Annotated in this window: 15 protein-coding genes; 4 read left to right on the forward strand and 11 right to left on the reverse strand. The window is 65.1% G+C overall.

What is annotated here, in order from left to right; translation table 11 throughout:
* Positions 1-3: 3 nt before the first annotated feature.
* From ACIA48_RS12660 to ACIA48_RS12675, 4 genes are read right to left on the reverse strand one after another with little or no spacing between them, the layout of a single operon-like run.
* Positions 4-675 carry an esterase gene (locus ACIA48_RS12660; protein ID WP_396731426.1) on the reverse strand — a complete coding sequence of 224 codons (672 nt, stop codon included), beginning with the start codon at positions 673-675 and terminating at the stop codon, positions 4-6.
* A 42-nt stretch (positions 676-717) separates the two neighbouring features.
* On the reverse strand, positions 718-1500 hold the full coding sequence (locus tag ACIA48_RS12665) for a glutamine amidotransferase (protein WP_396731429.1): 783 nt from the start codon (positions 1498-1500) through the stop codon (positions 718-720).
* An 8-nt stretch (positions 1501-1508) separates the two neighbouring features.
* Entirely contained in the window at positions 1509-3722 is a 2214-nt protein-coding gene (gene katG / locus ACIA48_RS12670) for a catalase/peroxidase HPI (protein WP_396731432.1), read from the reverse strand.
* Between the two features lie 33 nt (positions 3723-3755).
* A complete protein-coding gene (locus ACIA48_RS12675; RefSeq protein WP_396731435.1) occupies positions 3756-4211 on the reverse strand; it encodes a Fur family transcriptional regulator in 456 nt (151 codons plus the stop codon).
* 288 nt (positions 4212-4499) lie between these two features.
* On the opposite strand from ACIA48_RS12675, the gene ACIA48_RS12680 reads away from it, so the two are divergent.
* Genes ACIA48_RS12680 through ACIA48_RS12690 form a run of 3 tightly spaced genes read left to right on the forward strand, consistent with a single transcriptional unit; the run spans position 4500 to position 7825 of the window.
* Positions 4500-5723, forward strand: a complete 1224-nt coding sequence (locus tag ACIA48_RS12680) for an acyltransferase family protein (RefSeq protein ID WP_396732771.1) — start codon at positions 4500-4502, stop codon at positions 5721-5723.
* A 51-nt stretch (positions 5724-5774) separates the two neighbouring features.
* Positions 5775-6476 carry an Rv0518 family GDSL lipase gene (locus ACIA48_RS12685; RefSeq protein ID WP_396731438.1) on the forward strand — a complete coding sequence of 234 codons (702 nt, stop codon included), beginning with the start codon at positions 5775-5777 and terminating at the stop codon, positions 6474-6476.
* Positions 6473-7825: a sensor histidine kinase gene (locus ACIA48_RS12690; RefSeq protein ID WP_396731441.1), complete on the forward strand. Its 1353-nt coding sequence runs from the start codon at positions 6473-6475 to the stop codon at positions 7823-7825. The genes ACIA48_RS12685 and ACIA48_RS12690 overlap by 4 nt, the downstream gene beginning before the upstream one ends.
* On the opposite strand, the gene ACIA48_RS12695 is transcribed toward ACIA48_RS12690, so the two are convergent.
* The 6 genes from ACIA48_RS12695 to lhgO all read right to left on the reverse strand — a co-directional run bounded on the left by ACIA48_RS12695 (position 7822) and on the right by lhgO (position 14995).
* On the reverse strand, positions 7822-8781 hold the full coding sequence (locus ACIA48_RS12695; protein WP_396731444.1) for a haloalkane dehalogenase: 960 nt from the start codon (positions 8779-8781) through the stop codon (positions 7822-7824). The genes ACIA48_RS12690 and ACIA48_RS12695 overlap by 4 nt on opposite strands.
* Positions 8782-8800: 19 nt before the next feature.
* The gene (aceA, locus tag ACIA48_RS12700) at positions 8801-11089 is read right to left on the reverse strand and encodes an isocitrate lyase ICL2 (RefSeq protein ID WP_396731446.1); all 2289 of its coding nucleotides are present in this window, start codon (positions 11087-11089) and stop codon (positions 8801-8803) included.
* A gap of 118 nt (positions 11090-11207) precedes the next feature.
* The gene (locus ACIA48_RS12705) at positions 11208-12044 is read right to left on the reverse strand and encodes a hypothetical protein (RefSeq protein WP_396731449.1); all 837 of its coding nucleotides are present in this window, start codon (positions 12042-12044) and stop codon (positions 11208-11210) included.
* A 99-nt stretch (positions 12045-12143) separates the two neighbouring features.
* Positions 12144-12989, reverse strand: coding sequence for a fumarylacetoacetate hydrolase family protein (locus ACIA48_RS12710; protein WP_396731452.1), 846 nt, complete (start codon positions 12987-12989; stop codon positions 12144-12146).
* Positions 12989-13777: an SDR family oxidoreductase gene (locus tag ACIA48_RS12715; RefSeq protein ID WP_396731455.1), complete on the reverse strand. Its 789-nt coding sequence runs from the start codon at positions 13775-13777 to the stop codon at positions 12989-12991. Before ACIA48_RS12715 ends, ACIA48_RS12710 begins: the two co-directional genes overlap by 1 nt.
* A gap of 12 nt (positions 13778-13789) precedes the next feature.
* Positions 13790-14995 (reverse strand): L-2-hydroxyglutarate oxidase, encoded by a 1206-nt coding sequence (lhgO, locus tag ACIA48_RS12720; RefSeq protein ID WP_396731457.1) that lies wholly within the window; start codon positions 14993-14995, stop codon positions 13790-13792.
* A gap of 349 nt (positions 14996-15344) precedes the next feature.
* Between lhgO and ripD the strand changes: the two genes are divergently transcribed.
* Positions 15345-15884, forward strand: coding sequence for an NlpC/P60 family peptidoglycan-binding protein RipD (gene ripD, locus ACIA48_RS12725; RefSeq protein ID WP_396731460.1), 540 nt, complete (start codon positions 15345-15347; stop codon positions 15882-15884).
* 27 nt (positions 15885-15911) lie between these two features.
* Here the strand turns inward: ripD and ACIA48_RS12730 are convergent, their stop codons facing one another.
* Positions 15912-17462, reverse strand: coding sequence for a class I adenylate-forming enzyme family protein (locus ACIA48_RS12730; RefSeq protein WP_396731462.1), 1551 nt, complete (start codon positions 17460-17462; stop codon positions 15912-15914).
* Positions 17463-17502: the final 40 nt, after the last annotated feature.

Genomic DNA, 17502 nt, shown 5'->3' on the forward strand with positions numbered 1-17502 from the left:
GCCTCAAAGGCCACGAACGATATTCGAGATTTTCTCAGCGACCGAATCCACCGTGAGAAGCGCCCGAGGTTCAGTCGCGGGCCGATAGCGATCCGAAAGTTCGTCGTAGTCCGCACCGGCGATCGCGGCGTGGTCTGTCGGCAGTTCGGCGAGCTCGACAATCCACCCATTCCGCCGCAGGATGGCCGCGAAATCGCGGCTGGCCTCGACCGGAATGACGTCGTCCTGGACGCCGTGCAACAAGGTAAACGGTGAGCCCTCGCCGAACTCGGAAAGGTCGGTGGGCAGCGTCTGTCCGGAAACCGAGTCCGCTACCGTGAACGCGCCCGCCAGGCAGACCGTGTGGGCCAGTTCAAGACCGAACTTCGTCGCATGGATGGTCGCTCCCGCTGCCGCCGCTCCGCCAAGTGACCAGCCCACGAGCACGATCGGTGCCGTCCACCGCGTGCGGACGAACTCCAGCGACCCCATCAAGTCGGCATGACCACGGTCCGAAGCACGTGAATTCCAGTCCGCCACTACGACACCGGCAGCCTGGCGGGCAACGCGCTCGGCCAACGGACCCATCGTCGCCCGCGCGTCGACCTGCGCACCGTGCCACATGAGAACTGCGCGCTGGGCGGGATCACCGTAGACGTCGGCGAACCGACCCTGTGCGTATTCGACAGTCTCCATGCGTCCGGAGTTCCCGACCTCGACGAAGTTATGCGCCCCCGTTCACGCCGTTTTCGAATACCGCTCGACGAACCGCCGCAGAATCGCGTGTGGGTACTGGACATTCCACTGCCGCGCTTCGGTTTTCAACTCCTCGGCGGACTCAGGCGCAAAGTAGCCGTGGTTCTTGTACGCCTCGACGCGGGTATCGATGCCGTGGAGATCAAGTTCAGGATGAAATTGTGTGGCGTAGACGTTCTCTCGGACCCGGAAGGCCTGGACGGGGCACTGTGGTGACGTGGCCAGGCACACCGCCTCGGCCGGCAGCGTCGTCGCCGCCTCCTTGTGTCCGCCGTACGCATCGAAGACGTCGGGCAGCGCGGTGAACAGTGGATCGTCGCGACCTGCGCTGGTGATCGTGATCTGCATGCCACCAACGGGTTCGGGGTATGAGCGGTCGATGCCGGCTCCTATGACGGTGCCCAGCGTGCCCACGCCGTAGCAGCATCCGAGAAACGGGTAGTCCTCGTCGACGATTCGTCCGAGCAACGCGAACAATTCGGATTCGACTCGTTGCTGCGTCGCGGATTTCGACTCGGCTGCGTCGCTGACGTTGTAGGGGCCGCCACCGAGGATGATGCCCGACCAGTCATCAAGATCGATGGATCCCAGCGGCTCGTGGGTGAGGCTGATCCGATGCAATCCCGTCGAATCCAGTCCGCCGAAGCGCATCACTGCGCCGTACTCGTCGTCGGCCGCCTCGTCCTCGCCACGGATCGACAGGAGCAGGAAGGGTGCAGAATGCACGACACCCCGCGAGCCGTCGGAGCCCGCGGGGTGTCGCATGAAACTAATTAGGCCAGATCGAACCGGTCGCTGTTCATGACCTTGACCCAAGCGGCGACGAAGTCCTCGACGAACTTCTGCTTGTTGTCGTCCTGGGCGTAGTGCTCGGCGAGCGCCCGCAGCTGCGAGTTCGAGCCGAACACCAGGTCATTGGCCGTCGCCGTCCACTTGGTCTGGCCCGACGCGTCCTTGCCCTCGTAGACGTTCTCCGCAGACTCCGACGCCTTCCATTGCGTGCTCATGTCGAGCAGGTTCACGAAGAAGTCGTTGCTCAACGTGCCGACCTTGTCGGTGAACACACCGTGCTTGCTACCGCCGTGGTTGGCGCCGAGGACGCGTAGGCCACCGACGAGCACAGTGAGTTCCGGTGCCGTCACGTCCAGCAGGTAGGCCTTCTCGACCAGCAGCTGCTCCAGCGGAGCCTTCTCGCCCGGCCGGACGAAGTTGCGGAAACCGTCCCACCGCGGCTCGAGCACGGCGAACGACTCGACATCGGTGTCCTCCTGCGTGGCATCGGTGCGCCCCGGCGCGAAGTGCACATCGATCTCGAAGCCTGCATCCTTCGCCGCCTTCTCGACCGCCGCCGAACCGGCCAGCACGATCAGGTCAGCCAGCGACACATTCTTGCCGAACTCCTGCCGGATCTTCTCCAGCTCCGGCAACACCTTGGCCAACTCGGACGGCTCGTTGGCCTCCCAGTTCTTCTGCGGCTCAAGGCGAATGCGGGCACCGTTGGCGCCACCGCGCTTGTCGGTGCCGCGGAAGCTGGCTGCCGACGACCACGCCGTCTTGACCAACTGCTGCACGGTCAGGCCGGAGTCGAGCACTTTGGCCTTGAGCGCCTTGATGTCGGCGTCGTCGATCAGATCGCCCTCGACGGCAGGAACCGGGTCCTGCCACAGCTGCGGCTCGGCGATCCACGGGCCCACGTACCGGCTGATCGGACCCATGTCGCGATGCAGCAGCTTGTACCAGGCCTTGGCGAACGCCTCGTTGAGCTCCTCGGGGTGGTCGAGCCAGCGACGGGTGATGGCGCCGAACTCAGGGTCCTGACGCATCGAGACGTCGGTGACCAGCATCGTCGGCTTGCGGTTCGGACCGCCGAACGGATCGGGGATGATCGCCTCGGCATCCTTGGCCTCGAACTGCCAGGCACCGGCGGGGCTCTTGGTCAGCTCCCACTCGTGGCCGTAAAGGATCTCGAGGTACCGGTTGCTCCACTGCGTGGGCTTGTCGGTCCACACCACCTCGAGACCGCTGGTGACGGTGTCGCCGGCCTTGCCGGAGCCGAACGGGCACTTCCACCCGAGGCCCTGCTGCTCGATGGGGGCACCCTCGGGCTCAGGGCCCATTCCCTCGTCCGGGCCTGCGCCGTGGGTCTTACCCAGCGTGTGGCCGCCGACGATCAGCGCGGCGGTCTCCTCGACGTTCATGGCCATCCGGCCGAAGGTCTCCTTGATGTCGATCGCAGCGGCGATCGGATCCGGCTTGCCTTCGGGCCCTTCGGGATTGACGTAGATCAGGCCCATCGTGGTGGCGCCGTACGGCTCCGCGAGATCACGCTCACCGGAGTAGCGCCGATCGGTGCCCAGCCACTCGTCCTCCTCGCCGAAGAGAATTTCGACGGGCTCCCACACGTCGGGCCGGCCGAAGCCGAAGCCGAAGGTCTCGAATCCGGCCGACTCCAGCGCGACGTTGCCGGCGAACACCAGCAGGTCGGCCCAGGAGATCTTGTTGCCGTACTTCTGCTTGACCGGCCACAGCAGACGACGCGCCTTGTCCAGGTTTGCGTTGTCCGGCCAGCTGTTCAGCGGCGCGAAACGCTGCATGCCCTCGCCGCCACCGCCGCGGCCGTCATAGATGCGGTAGGTGCCGGCGGCGTGCCAGCTCATACGGATGAACAGACCGGCGTAGCTGCCGTAGTCGGCCGGCCACCAGTCCTGCGAGGTGGTGATCACCGACAACACCTCGGCCTTGAGCGCCTCGGGGTCGAGCTTCGCGAATTCCTCGGCGTAGTTGAAGTCGCCACCGTAGGGATCGGACGCCGAGCCGTGCGCGTGCAGCTTCGACACGTCGACCTGATCCGGCCACCAGTCTTGATTGGTCCGGGGTGCGTGCGCCTTGGGCTTGGGCGAATCGATTACCGGATTTTCGCTCTCACTTCCGCTGCTCGCCGTGGGCTTCTCCGGCGTCGGCGGCTTCGCGTCAGGTGAATCAGACACAACATTCCTTCCAGGGTGGGTGATGGGCTGTGATCACGGATGTGATCTGGAAGCTTGTGATGCCAAACAATCAGGGCACAGGCCCCAGTAGATGACTTCGGCCTCGTCCAGGACGAAACCGTCGAGCACGCCGTCCGGATCGGACGGCGTCAGGCAAGGCGTGTCGCCGACGGCGCAATCGATATCCGCGATGACCCCGCACGAGCGGCAGACCACGTGATGGTGGTTGTCACCGACTCGCGATTCGTAGCGGGCGACTGAGCCAGAGGGCTGGATACGACGAACGAGATTCGCTGAGGTCAACGCCGCTAGCACGTCGTACACCGCTTGCCGGGACACCTCGGGAAGGCCGACCCGAACCGCAGAGAAAATCGTCTCGGTATCGGCGTGCGGGTGCGCGCAAACCGCCTCGAGGACTGCGAGGCGGGGACGGGTCACCCGGAGGTCTGCCAGCCGAAGCTGCTCCGAGAAATCCGACGTTGTGGGCACAGACCCATCATGCCCCTTTTCTGGAATGAGTCAAGACTTGATCAGGGGCGTGTTCGGACGCACCTCGCCTCAACGGCGCTGGCGCGAGTTTCGAACGCGCTCAGAACGCGCTCAGAACGCCTGGTTAGCAACAATTCTGGTCATTCCACAGCGGATTGACAGCGTGTCTGAGTGTGCTGCCTGGGTGGTCTCGCTGGTAGCCTGCGGAACTGCCGGAAGCGTGGTCAGGGGACGCGGACCGCCCGGTAGATGACCGAAACTGATCGATTCCCTCACGAAGAGAGTGTTGTGCGCACCGGAGAGATCAAGGCCCTATCCGGCTTGCGCATCGTCGCAGCCGTGTGGGTCGTGCTCTTCCACTTCCGGCCGTTGCTCGAGCAGGCCGCCCCGGGTTTCAGGTCGGCGCTCGCACCGATCCTCGACTGCGGCGCTCAGGGCGTCGATCTGTTTTTCATCCTCAGTGGCTTCGTGTTGACATGGAATTACCTCGACCGGATGGGCGAGTCCTTTTCGTGGCGATCAACACTGCATTTCCTGTGGTTGCGGCTGTCCCGCGTATGGCCCGTCTACCTGGTGACGATGCACCTGGCAGCGCTGTGGATCATCTTCACGCTCAACATCGGCCATGTTCCCTCGGAGGCCGCCGAATCGTTGACCGCCATGAACTACGTCCGGCAGTTCCTGCTCGTGCAGCTGTGGTTCGCGCCCTACTTCGACGGCACCAGCTGGGACGGTCCCGCATGGTCGATCAGCGCCGAATGGCTGGCGTACCTGCTATTCGGTGCGTTGGTGCTGGTGATCTTTCGGATCGCCCGTGCCACGAGGGCGCGCGGCCTGATCTACCTGGCTGTCGCCGCGTCGCTGCCGCCCGTGGTGCTGCTCATGGCCACCGGCCTGTTCTATACGCCGTGGAGTTGGTTGCCGCGGATCATCATGCAGTTCACCGCGGGGGCGCTGGTGTGCGCGGCCGTCCGCAAGCTGCAGCCCAGCGATCGGGCCCGCACCGGCGCGGGTATCGCGTCACTGCTCCTGGCAGTGGCCATCATCGGGATCCTGTACTGGTTGGACGCCAATCCCATACCGACGATCTACGACTCGGCCGGGCTGGTCGACGTGCTGTTCGTGCCACTGGTGCTGACCTTGGCGATGGGCGCGGGTGCCTTGCCTGCGCTGCTATCCGTTCGTCCGATGGTCTACCTCGGGCACGTCTCGTTCAGCCTCTACATGGTTCACGAGTTGGTGCACACGACGTGGAACTGGATGGTTCTGCAGTTCGAACTGCGACTCGGCTCCGACCTTGCCGGTAAGGCGGTGCTGCTGGCGTTGTTCGCGGTGGCCTTGCTCGGCGCGGTCTTGCTCTACCACTTCGTCGAGGAGCCCGCGCGCAAATGGATGCGCGGCATGATGAAGCCGCCCCGCGACTCTCGCGGGATCTCAGCGCACGGCAAGCTGCAGACCATCGACGGTCAGCGTGAGGATCGAGCATCTGTGGTTTCTGCCCGTGCGGGATGAGTTCGCGCGTCGTCAACGTCGATTTGGTCAAATGAGCCCTAGGCTGGTCCGGTGAGGCGGTTGATCACGGCCATGCTTGCACTCGCGCTCCTGGTCAGCGTGAGCGGTGAGCGCCCAACGCGGTTAGGGCACAACGGCTCCGATGATGTAGCGATGCTGAATTCGTCCATGAATCGCATCGCGGTGATCGGCGATTCCTATACGACGGGTACCGACATCGGGGGCCTCGGTCGGGCGGGATGGACCGCCCGTGCCTGGGACGAGCTCGCGAACCACCGGATGACGGTCTCCGCGGACGTCGGCGCCGAGGGCGGAGCCGGATACGGCACACGCGGTAACCAGGGCAGCATCTTCGAGGATCTGACGGCCCGGACGATCAAGCCCGACGACTCGCTCGTCGTCTTCTTCGGCTCGCGCAACGACTTGAATGTCGACCCCGCGCAGCTGTCGATCCTGGCGTACGGCACCTTCCAATTGGCCCGGCGCATTGCGCCGTCGGCGACTTTCCTGGTTATCGGGCCGCCGTGGCCGACCGCGGATCCGCCCGCGAACCTCGTCCGGATTCGCGACGCACTTCAGTATCAGGCCGGCGTCGCGGGTGCGACGTTCGTCGACCCCATCGCCGAACGCTGGTTCGTGGGACGTCCCGGATTGATCGGCTCCGACGGCGTGCACCCGACGAACGCCGGACACCAATACATGGCGGACAAGATCGCGCCGCTCATCGCGGCACAACTGCCCGTTCGCTTATGAAGCTCGGCGAGCGCGTCTTCGAGCTGTTGACGCGTGTTCTTTCACTGCGTGTGATCGTCATCGTCGCGGCGCTTTCGGTTGTCGCATTGGTGATCACGCTCGGGGCGTGGGTGTGGTTCGGCGTGACGAACGACCAGTACAGCCAGCTGGATCGTCGACTCGATTCGGTGAGCAGTCTCGGCGACATCAGCACACTGCTGCGCACCGCGCAGCAGGCGGGAACCGATCAGCCGCAGGCGCCGGACGGCAACGTCGTACGTACCGCACGCGTAGATGGCCTGACCGTGTCGTTGCCGCGCGAAGTGGTGTTGCCGGAGTTCGACGTCGGCTACGCCAACACGACGATCGATGGTGTCGAGTACCGCGTCCGCACCTTTACCGCGGGTGACGCGAAGATCGCGGTGGGTGCGCCGCTCACCGAAACACAGCGGCGCATCAACGAATTGCACAGGCGGGTGCTGTTGATCTGCAGCGGCGTGATCATCGGCACCGTTGTGGTCGGCTCGGTGATGTGGTCGATCATGATCAATCCCTTCCGGCTGCTCGCACAGCAGGCTCGGGCGATCAACGCACAGTCCAACCCCGACGAGGTCAAGGTACGCGGCGTGCAGGAAGCCGTGGAGATAGCCGAGGCCGTGGAGGGCATGCTGGCCCGTATCGGCGACGAGCAGCAGCGCACCAAGGCGGCACTCGAATCGGCGCGTGACTTCGCCGCGGTGGCCTCGCACGAACTGCGTACGCCGTTGACGGCGATGCGCACCAACCTCGAGGTGCTCTCCATGCTCGAGATGCGTGAACATCAGCGTCAGGAGGTGATCGCCGATGTCATGCGGACGCAGACCCGTATCGAAGCGACCCTCACCGCACTCGAGCGGCTGGCCCAGGGCGAATTGACGACGGTCGACGACTTCGTGCCCGTCGACATCACCGAACTGCTGGATCGCGCGGCTCACGATGCAATGCGCAACTATCCGGATCTGGCCGTGTCGCTGGGATCGTCGACCACGGTGCTGATGGTGGGGTTGCCCGCCGGCCTGCGGCTGGTCATCGACAATGCGATCACCAACGCGGTCAAGCACGGCGGCGCGACCGAAATCCGCCTCAGCGCAGTCAGTTCCGGTGAGGGCGTGGAGATCGTCGTCGACGACAACGGGGCTGGTGTGCCGGAGGAGGAGCGGGCCGCCATCTTCGAGCGGTTCTCCCGCGGGTCGACGGCCGCGCGGTCCGGTTCCGGACTCGGACTCGCCCTGGTCGCCCAACAGGCAGACCTGCACGGCGGCACAGCAGCAATGGAAGCCAGTCCGCTGGGTGGCGCGCGGCTGGTGTTGCGGCTACCAGCGCCGAGTTAGTGTGTAGCGCCTACGAATTCGGTGATGACGGCGGCCAGTTCCGCGCCCTTCTGTTCTGCGATGAAGTGCCCGGCCCCGACGATGGTCGTGTGCGGTTGCTTCCGGGCACCGGGAATGTGCTCCTGGAAAACCTTGTCCCAGCCACGCGTTGGCGGGTCGCCGTCTGAATACGCGGTCAGGAACGGGCGTTCCCAGTGCCGCAGGGCGGCCATGGTGTCCCGGCCGATCGCCGTGCCGGGATCATTGCGCGTCAGCGGGATGAGTGCGGTCATCTGCCGCAGTCCGGCCTTGTAACTACGGTCGGGGAACGGCGCGTCGTACGCGGCGAGCACGGCGGCGTCGAGCGGACCTGCCACCGCGTCGACGAATATGCTCGGATTGATCTCCGGCGCACGCGAATACAACGTGACGTAGTCGAGCAGCGTCTCCTGCAGCAGCACTTGGTCGTCGTCGACGCCATGGTGGGCCCACGTGAGCTTGCCCGCCAACGCCGGGTCGCAGGTGTGGAGGATGGTGTTCGTCGCGACGACCCTCGCGAAACGGTCGGGTTCGCGGGCCAGCACACTCAAGCCGATCGGCCCGCCCCAGTCCTGGACAACCAGCGTCGCTTGGTGCAGGTCGAGGCTGTTGACCAGACCCTGGACCCAGTCGATGTGCCGGCGAAAGGTGTAGGCGGTCGGTTCGGTGAGCTTGTCGGAGCGACCGTAGCCGATGTTGTCCGGCGCGATGACCCGCATGCCCGAGTCCGCAAGCACGCGAACGACATTGCGGTACATGAACGACCACGTCGGCTGCCCGTGCAAGAGCACGACGACCGGCCCATCGGCCGGGCCGGCATCGACGTAGTGCATCTGCACCGGCGGTGCGCCGCGGGCTTCGACGACGGCGTAATTGGGCGCAAACGGGTAGTCGGGTAGCTCGTCGAAGCGCTCGTCGGGAGTTCTCAGTACATCCATGGATTGACGTGCGGCCCGCTCAGTCCTCCTTGGCGATCAGCCGCTTGAGCGCCTCACGGTCGGGTGCGAGCAGTTCGTCGATGCGCGTCTGGTTCACGTCGGCGACGATGATTTCGCCGACCTCCTGGTATACGTTGCTGAAAATACCGTGGGACTTCATCTTTTCGGTCTGATAGATGTTGTCCTCTGTAGGCGTCACGTAGTAGACGATCTCCGGCTTGAAGCGGTGGATCAGCCATAGGTGGATGACGTCCATCAACCGCTTCTTGCGCATCTTCTCGGAGAACGTGTTCTGGTCGCGCACCGTCAAGATGTTGCGGCCGTGACGGTCCTTGATCGGGTCGACGACGACGTTGGCCAACGGCTCCTCGCCGTCGCCGAGAATTTGCAGGTCGAGGACATCCGAGCCGGCACGGCGCGGACGCAGCTGCACCCGCAGATTTTCGCCGATCTGGTAGTGGTCGCTCCACAGCGCCAGCCATTCCTCGAGCAGCTTCTTCGGCACCTCGGTCTGCACCAGGTGCTGATGCTGAGTCGAGCCTTCGCCCATGGCCTTCGTGGTCGCCGTGCGACCCGAGGAGGCGGCCAGCGCGGCATCGCTGCGTGGGCCGCCGACCAGCGTCTGCGGTGTGCGATAGGGAGATTCGACCAACCGCATCTTGCGCTGCAGGCGAGCGAGCGCAAGCATGCCCTCCTGGCGCAGCGACGTGGCGAACTCCTCGCAGGCGACACCGTCGACCTGGTGGCCGCCGTAGGTGATGAAGTTGAAGACGAAGCCCATCTTTCCGAGTTCCTCAGGGAACGCGCGCATCTGGTCATCGGACATACCGGTGGTGTCCCAGTTGAACGAGGGGGACAGGTTGTAGGCCAGCATCTGGTCGGGGTAGACGGCGTGGATCGCGTCGGCGAACTGCTTGGCGTCGGCGAGATCGGCGGTCTTGGTCTCCATCCAGAGGATGTCGGCGAACGGTGCGGCCGCCAACGACTTTGCGATCGCATAAGGGATACCGCCGCGAATCTGGTAGTAGCCCTCCGGCGTCTTCGCGCGCTCGCAGTCCCATGCGACGTCGGCACCGAGTTCCTTGGCCTTCTCCCGTGCGGAGTACATCGACGCCGTCGCGGCGAACGTGCGCCAATCCGCGGCGTTCATCTCGGCCGGCTCGCCTTCGCGCTCGCGGAAGTCGAGCAGATCGCCAACCGCTTCGCCGTAGGTCTGCAGGCCGGCATCGACCTGCCAGGCGTCGACGAACTTCGACTCGACCTTGTCGAACATCGCATCGATCGAATCGTCGGCGCCGTCCTGCCATTCCTTGGCTGCATCGGCAATCACGGCCTGGATGCCATGGCGCTGCAGCCATGCGTCGGCGGCGGCGTACTCACCGTCGGGCAGCGCATACAGCAGATGCCCCCTGAGATCGGTGACTCCGGCCCCGTGGAACTGGCGCATCATGGCCAGGAAGCAGGACTTGTACGAGGGGATCTTGAGGTTGGTGACGCCGAGCAGGAACGGCTGATCGCGTTCGTCGGACCGGCCTTCGAGCAGGTTGGCGGCTTCAGCGTCCGTGCGCGCCACGATGATGCCGGGCACTCGCATGATGTCGAGCTGGAAGCGGGCGGTGTTGAGGCGCTTGATCTGCTCATCGGAGGGCACCAGCACCTTGCCGCCCTGGTGGCCGCATTTCTTGGTGCCTGGGCGTTGATCTTCGATGTGATAGCCGGGTACACCTGACTCGACGAAGCGGCGAATGAGGTTGCGCACGTGCGGATCACCGCCGTGGCCGGTGTCCGCGTCGGCGATGATGAACGGACGGTAGTCGTAGGCCGGGGTGGTCTCGCGCTGCTCCTCGCTCATCTTCAGCCGAAGGTATTGCTGATTGCGGTCCGCGGTCAGCAGGGCGCGCACCAGTCCGGCGGCCTCGTCGGGCACCTGACTGAGCGGGTAGCTGGCCAGGTCGGGTCCGGGATCCTCGCTGATCGAGCCCTTGGCCGACGTCGCCCAGCCGCCGAGATAGATACCCTCGATGCCCATCCGCTTCATGACCACGGCCTGCCCCGGCGAGTACGGGCCGAACGTGGTGATGCTCTTCTTCTGGGCGAACAGTTCGCGCAGGCGGGGATAGAACGCCGCGGCGGCCTCGCGCGCAATGGTGTAGTCGGACGGGATCGTCCCGCGCTGCTCGACTACCTGTCGAGCTGAGTACAGACGGATGATCCCCTCGAACCGCGGGCTGTCGAAGTATTGCTGGGTATCTGCAACGTCGCGCTCGAACGGTGTCTGGGGCGCTGCATCCGCTTCGATAATGGCCATGACTTCACACTACGACCGACGCCTGGCAGTCGATGGCGAATCGGCTACGGCCAGCTGTGACTCACACTCGCCGAGTGTGCGTTCACTGCGAGAAATCGGTCGAATCTTCGCAGCGGATTCACGTTCGGCGAGCCCACTCCTTCGCGAGTCGGGTGATGATGACCGCTTCGGTGTCCATGGAGGTTACGCGGATGTCGGTCCATCCCAGTTCGGTGACCTCGTCATGCCGGCGAATGTCCTTATTGAACCGGCTCGGGGCTCGATGGTGATCGCCTTCGTAATCGAGCGCCAGCTTGATTTCTTCCCACCCCATATCCAGGACGGCGATCAGCTCGCCGTATTCGTTGCGCACCGGTATCTGAGTCTTGGGCGGAGGAAAGTCATGTCGCATGACGAGTAAGCGCAGCCACGTCTCTCTCGGTGACTCGGCGCCCGGATCGACGAGTTCGAGAACTGTGCGGGCATTGCGGATGCCGCGCCGGCCCTTATGTCGCTCAGCGAGCAGTTCAACGTCAGCCATCTTGAGGTGTGTCGCACGGGACAGAGAATCGATTGCCGCGACCGCTCGGTCGCGCGGATATCGGCATGCGATGTCGAGCGCGGTGCGTGCGGGTGTCGTCACTCGAATGCCGTCGACTACTTCGATCTCATCGCTGGTGGCTACGTCGGACCACACCCGAATGCCGCGCGGCGATCGACGATTACGCCAGAGCACCTCGGCGGGCTGACGAGCATCGACCCATTTCGCATTGTGCAGTGCCGCCGCTGATTGGCCAGCCACCACGCCGTTACGCCCTGTCCACAGGAACGCGGCCTTCGCGCGGGTGATCGCCGTGACTTCTGCCTCTGGCGAGATGTAGACGTCGGGATGCACCGCGCGGTATTGGGCGCGTAATGCGTATGACGTCAGCCGCCCCTCCCTGACTGCCTCACTGCCAATAAATGGTTCCTCCATGGACGAAGTGTGGCGACGACCGCCGACACCTTCCCCGGCGTGCGTTCAATGCGAAAAATGCGCTGAAATTTCGCAGTGAACGCACGTTCGGCCTAAGACCTAGCGCACCGGGTTGGTCAGTGCCGCGAGGCCGTCGCCGAGTTCACAGCGCACCACGTCGCCAGGCTCGATCGCGACCGCACCCGGGGTGCCCGTTGACAGGATGTCACCGGGATAGAACGGCATCACCTGGCTGTGGAAGCTGAGCAACTCGGCAGGGGAGAACGTCATCCCCGAGACGGTGTCCTTACGGTGCACGGCGCCGTTGTGGATGGTCGCGACGCGCAAATCCGTCAGCGGAGCGTGGGCCAGCACCTCGTCGAGCGTGATCAGGTCCGGGCCGAAGGCGAAGAAGGTGGGGTAGTTTTTGACCCGCGTCAGATAGCGCGGGTTTTCCAGCAGCACCGCCTCGGCCGTCTGGTCCAGCACCGGCACGACGCCTGCCACATACGACATCGCGTCGTCGACGGACACTTGATAGCAGGTGTGGCCGATGACCAGACCCAACTCGGCTTCCGCGGTCACCTTGCCGATTCCCGGCGGCACGACGATCGGTTCACCGGGGCCGACGATCGTGTGGTCGCCTTTGATGAACGACGCGGGCGAGGTGCGCGGTGCCTGCTCTCCAAGATCGCCGGCGTGTGCGCCGTAGTTGAGTCCGATGCCCAAAATTTTCCGAGGCCGCGTCCAAGGCGCCAGCACCGGCGTATCGGGGTCGACGCAGTCCTCGTCGCCCACCGCGCTGTCCACCGCTGCGGCGAGTGCGTCCAACTGTTGAGCCGCGATGAGCGAGAACAGGTCTGACGGTGCGCCGGGCACCACCCGATCGACTCGGGCGAGGCGGCCGTCGGCCAGCGCGACGCAGGCGAGCCGTGCGTCGCCCAGCGCCACGGTACGGATGCGCATCAACCAACCCCGCGAATCAGTCCACCGTCCACGCGTACAACGGACCCGGTGACATACGAGGCTCTTTCGCTGCACAGGAATGCCGCCACGTCGGCGTACTCCTCGGGACGGCCGTAGCGTCCTACCGCCATCGTCGCCGCACTGTCCCGCATCACCTCGTCGGTCGTGCGCCCTTCCCGTTCTGCCCGGCGTTCGTCGAGGAATCGGGTCCGGTCGGTCTCGATTCGGCCCGGCACAATGACATTGGACGTCACGCCGTCGCATCCCACCTCGTCGGCGAGCGTCTTGGACCACACGTGCAAGCTCGCCCGGAGCGTGTTCGACAGGCCGAGGTTGGGGATGGGGGCGAGCGCCCCCGATGACGTCGACGTCAGGATGCGGCCCCAGCGACGCTCGCGCATCCCGGGCAGGACGCGATCGGTCAGCATGATCACCGACAGGACCATCTGGTCGAAACTCGTCCGCCATACGACGGCCTCCTGGCCGCTGACGGACGTCGGCGGCGGGCCGCCGGTGTTGTTGACCAGAATGTCGACAGGCCCGAGTGTGGATTCAACCTCTGTCACGACCGACTCCATGCGATCGAGATCGCCGAGGTCCCATGCCAGCGGCAATGCCCTCACCCCCGCGGCCTCCACCCGGGCAGCGGTCGCGGCCAGCGCGTCGGCAGAGCGTCCCGCCGCGGCGACATTCGCCCCTTCAGCGGCAAGGCGCGAGGCGATGGCGCTACCGAGGCCGCCGCTCGCACCGAGCACCAGCGCGGTGCGTCCTGCAATGCCGAGATCCATTGTGGCGCTCCTTCAGCGGTCGGAAATGGTCGACACGACGTGTTCTGCGATGGCCAGTGCGGACGTCGCCGCCGGCGAGGGGGCGTTGCGCAGCAGGACGATACGGTCGCGAACACTGATCCGGAAATCGTCGACCAACGTGCCGTCGGATTCGAGCGCCTGGGCACGGATCCCTGCCGGGCCGGGCACGACGTCGTCGTCGCGGATCTCCGGAACATAGTCGCGCGCCGCGGCGATGAACCGCCGCTTGCTCAGCGAGCCGCTCATCTCGCGGATCCCGGTGCGCCAATGATGGCGGGCAAATCGCCAGAATGCCGGTGTGCGAACGATTTCCGCGAGGTCGTGCTTCGACACCGTTCGCCAGTCGTAGCCTTCGCGCGCCAGCGCCAGCACGGCGTTGGGGCCGACGAGTACCTCGCCGTCCACGCGTGGGGTGATGTGGACTCCGAGGAACGGATACCGCGGGTCAGGCACCGGATAAACCAAGCCGTTGACCAGATCACGCCGTTCCGGTTTGAGCGCGTAGTACTCGCCGCGGAACGGCATGATCACCGGATCAGGTCCGTCACCTGCGAGTTCGGCGAGCCGGTCGCTCTGTAGTCCTCCGCAGGCGATGAGCTGGTCGAAGGCGGCCTGATACGTACCGCCCGCCGTCCGCGCGGTGACAATCACCTCGGAGCCGGTCGAGCGAAGCCCGATGACTTCCTGTCCGAGAAGGACTTTCGCCCCCGCATGGACGGCGTCCGCTGCGAGCGCGAGGGTCACCGCGGCGAAGTCGACGATCGATGTCGACGGCGAGTGGAGCGCGGCGACGCCGCGAACGTGCGGCTCGATCTCGCGCAATTCCTCCGGGCCGATAGTGCGGACACCGGGGACGCCGTTGGCGAGAGCGCGTTCTTCGATACCGCTCAGCCGCGCACGTTCGGCTTCGTTCAGCGCAACGAGCACCTTGCCGCACTTGACGTTCTCGATGCCGCGCTGCGAACAGAATTCCTCGAGGAGGCCGACGCCGCGCCGGCACAGCACTGCCTTCGCCGAACCGGGCTGGTAGTACAGGCCGGCGTGGACCACCCCGCTGTTGCGCCCCGTTTGGTGCGCGGCCAGCCGGTCCTCCTTCTCGAACAACGTCACCTGCGCGTCGGGACGCTGCGTGAGGATCTCGCGCGCGATGGCGACACCGACGATCCCTCCACCGATGACGGCGATCCGGTCGGTCATCGGCAGCGTCCGGCGCGCGGGTAAGCAGAAAGGTGCAGCGGAGAGCCTGGAACGTCCAGGTCACCCAGCATGGGCAAAGTCAACACCACCGATTCACGCACCTGCGCCCAATCGTAGACCTCGGGGATGGTCGAACAGGGTCGGGTCGGATCGCACGCCGACCGGGTGACCTGAACCACTCGCCGGAGCCGAGCGGTCACTTTTCGATCACGGTACGACAACTCATTGGCCATGTGCCATGGCGCAATTGGGCTGCACATAGTTGCTGGCTGTACAAGTGGAGTAGCGAATTGTGGGTCGATGTGGACCCGCACCGTTCGCGTCGTATTTCGAGAAAGAAGAAAGTCCGATGAGAAGGATCTACGCCTTGGCGATCAGCCTGGCGCTGTTGGTTGCTACACCCGGTCTGGCGACCGCTCAGCCGGCCCAGCGGCCCGTCAGTCAGCAGCAGGCGATCCAAACGGTGATCGCGCGTGGACTTGCCCAGCGCGGCGTTCCCTTTTCGTTCGGTGGCGGAGACGTCAACGGGCCGACCCGTGGCAGTGGCCCGACCGCAAACGCGCTCGGACTCGATACCGAGGGCAGGGTCGTCGGAGCCAACCCGGCAGCCGATGTCGTCGGATTCGACGCGTCGGGCCTCATCGTCTATGCCTTCGCGGGCGTGGGCGTGAAGATGCCGCGCTCGTCGAGCGCGCAGTACAAGGTCGGCCAGAAGGTCACACCCGCGCAAGCACTTCCGGGCGACCTGATCTTCTACGGCCCCGAGGGGAACGACAGTGTCGCGCTCTTCATCGGCAACGGGCAGATGCTCGAGGTCGGCGACGTCGTCCAGGTGTCACCGGTGCGCACCAACAACATGACGCCCTATCTGACCCGCATCGTCGCCTAAGGAAGACCGCACGCGACGGTGCGCTGCCTAGTCAACGCGGGGCAGCGTCCCGTCCATGACGAGTGCCCGCAGGGCCTTCCGATTGAGTTTTCCGCTCGCGAGGGTGGGGATCTGCTCGCTGGCCGCAAGCACCCATTGAGTGGGAACTTTGTAGGCGGACAACTGATCCCGGGTCCGCGCGGCGAGCGATTGCACATCGATCTGCGCTACGGCGGGCACGACGACGGCACACACCTCTTCGCCGCGCACCGGATCGTCGATCCCGACGACAACACACTGTGAAACGTCGGCGAAGCCCTCGATGACCGCCTCGACCTCCAGCGGCGACACATTCGCCCCTGCCGCCTTGATGAGTTCGCTGGTCCGGCCGACATAAAAGAGCCGCGGATCGCCGTCCTTGCGGTACACGCGGTCACCGGTGTGATACCAACCGTCTTCGTCGAATGTCTCGGCCCGTTCGCGCTTGTTGTAGCCGGCCATCACCCCGACGCCGCGCACGAGAAGTTCGCCGACACTGTCGTCGGTGATCGGCACACCCTCTCCGTCGACGACGCGCAGGTCCGTGAACACGAATCCACCCGCGGTCTCAGACATGGTGCGGTGCACGGGAAATCCGTCGGGAACATCCGTCATCGCAATATCCAGCGGCCCATCGCGCAACATCGGCGCACTGGACAGGTCGCGTTCGGTGAACGTCGGATGTTCGCGCAGTCGCTGGGTGAAAGCGGGCCATCCCACGATGCCCGTCGCTCGCTCGCGCTCGACCAGGTTCAGCGCCGTTTCCGCGTCCAGTCGGGGCATGACGATCAGCGTGACGTGGTCGTGCAGCGCACCTGTCGTCGCGAGCAGCCCGCCGATCCAGAAGAACGGCATCGCACACAGAATTCGGGCGTCAGAACCCGAACCAGTCACCGCACGGATCGCATCGGGCCACATCGATGTCTGCCGCACCAGCGTGCCGTGGGTGTGGAGCACGCCCTTCGGATCCGCCGTCGAGCCCGACGTATGGATCATGATGGCCAGATCGGCGGCAGACACCTCGGCTTCGACAGCGGTCAAAATGCTCTGCGGCACTCGAGGTTCGGCCGCGTCGTATTGCGTCGCCCAACGCCGGTCCGACTCCCCGGTGAACACGATGCGGCGCAGATACGGCACCGCAGTCAACGTGATCGCGTCGGACGGCTGATCGGAGAGTCCCGGCAGTGCCTCCTCGAAGCGTTCCGCGACGTCGATGGTGAGCACCTGAGCGGGGGCGATCAACAGCCCGACATCGGCGAGCCGGAGGACCTTGGCGATTTCCGCCGGTGCGTACAACGTGCTCAGCGGGACCACGACTGCGCCGATCCGCGACGCGGCGAGCCACCAGGTGACCCACTCGACGCCGTTGGCGAAAAACAGCCCGACGCGCGTGCCCTTGCCGATGCCTTCGGCCAGCAGCCAGCGGGCGAGATGCGCCGACTGCTGCTGCGCCTGTCGATAGGTGAGCCGCTCCGTCGGCGTGACCAGATAGGTCTCGTCGCCGAACTCGTTCGCGCTGCGCTCCAGAAGTGCGGGGATGGTCAGGCGCGCCTGGGTCACATGCGAAGTCTATGGGCCGCAAAAAATTACGCGTCGCTGG

The sequence above is a fragment of the Mycobacterium sp. NPDC051804 genome (assembly GCF_044452905.1).
In the GTDB taxonomy this organism is placed as follows: Bacteria; Actinomycetota; Actinomycetes; order Mycobacteriales; family Mycobacteriaceae; genus Mycobacterium.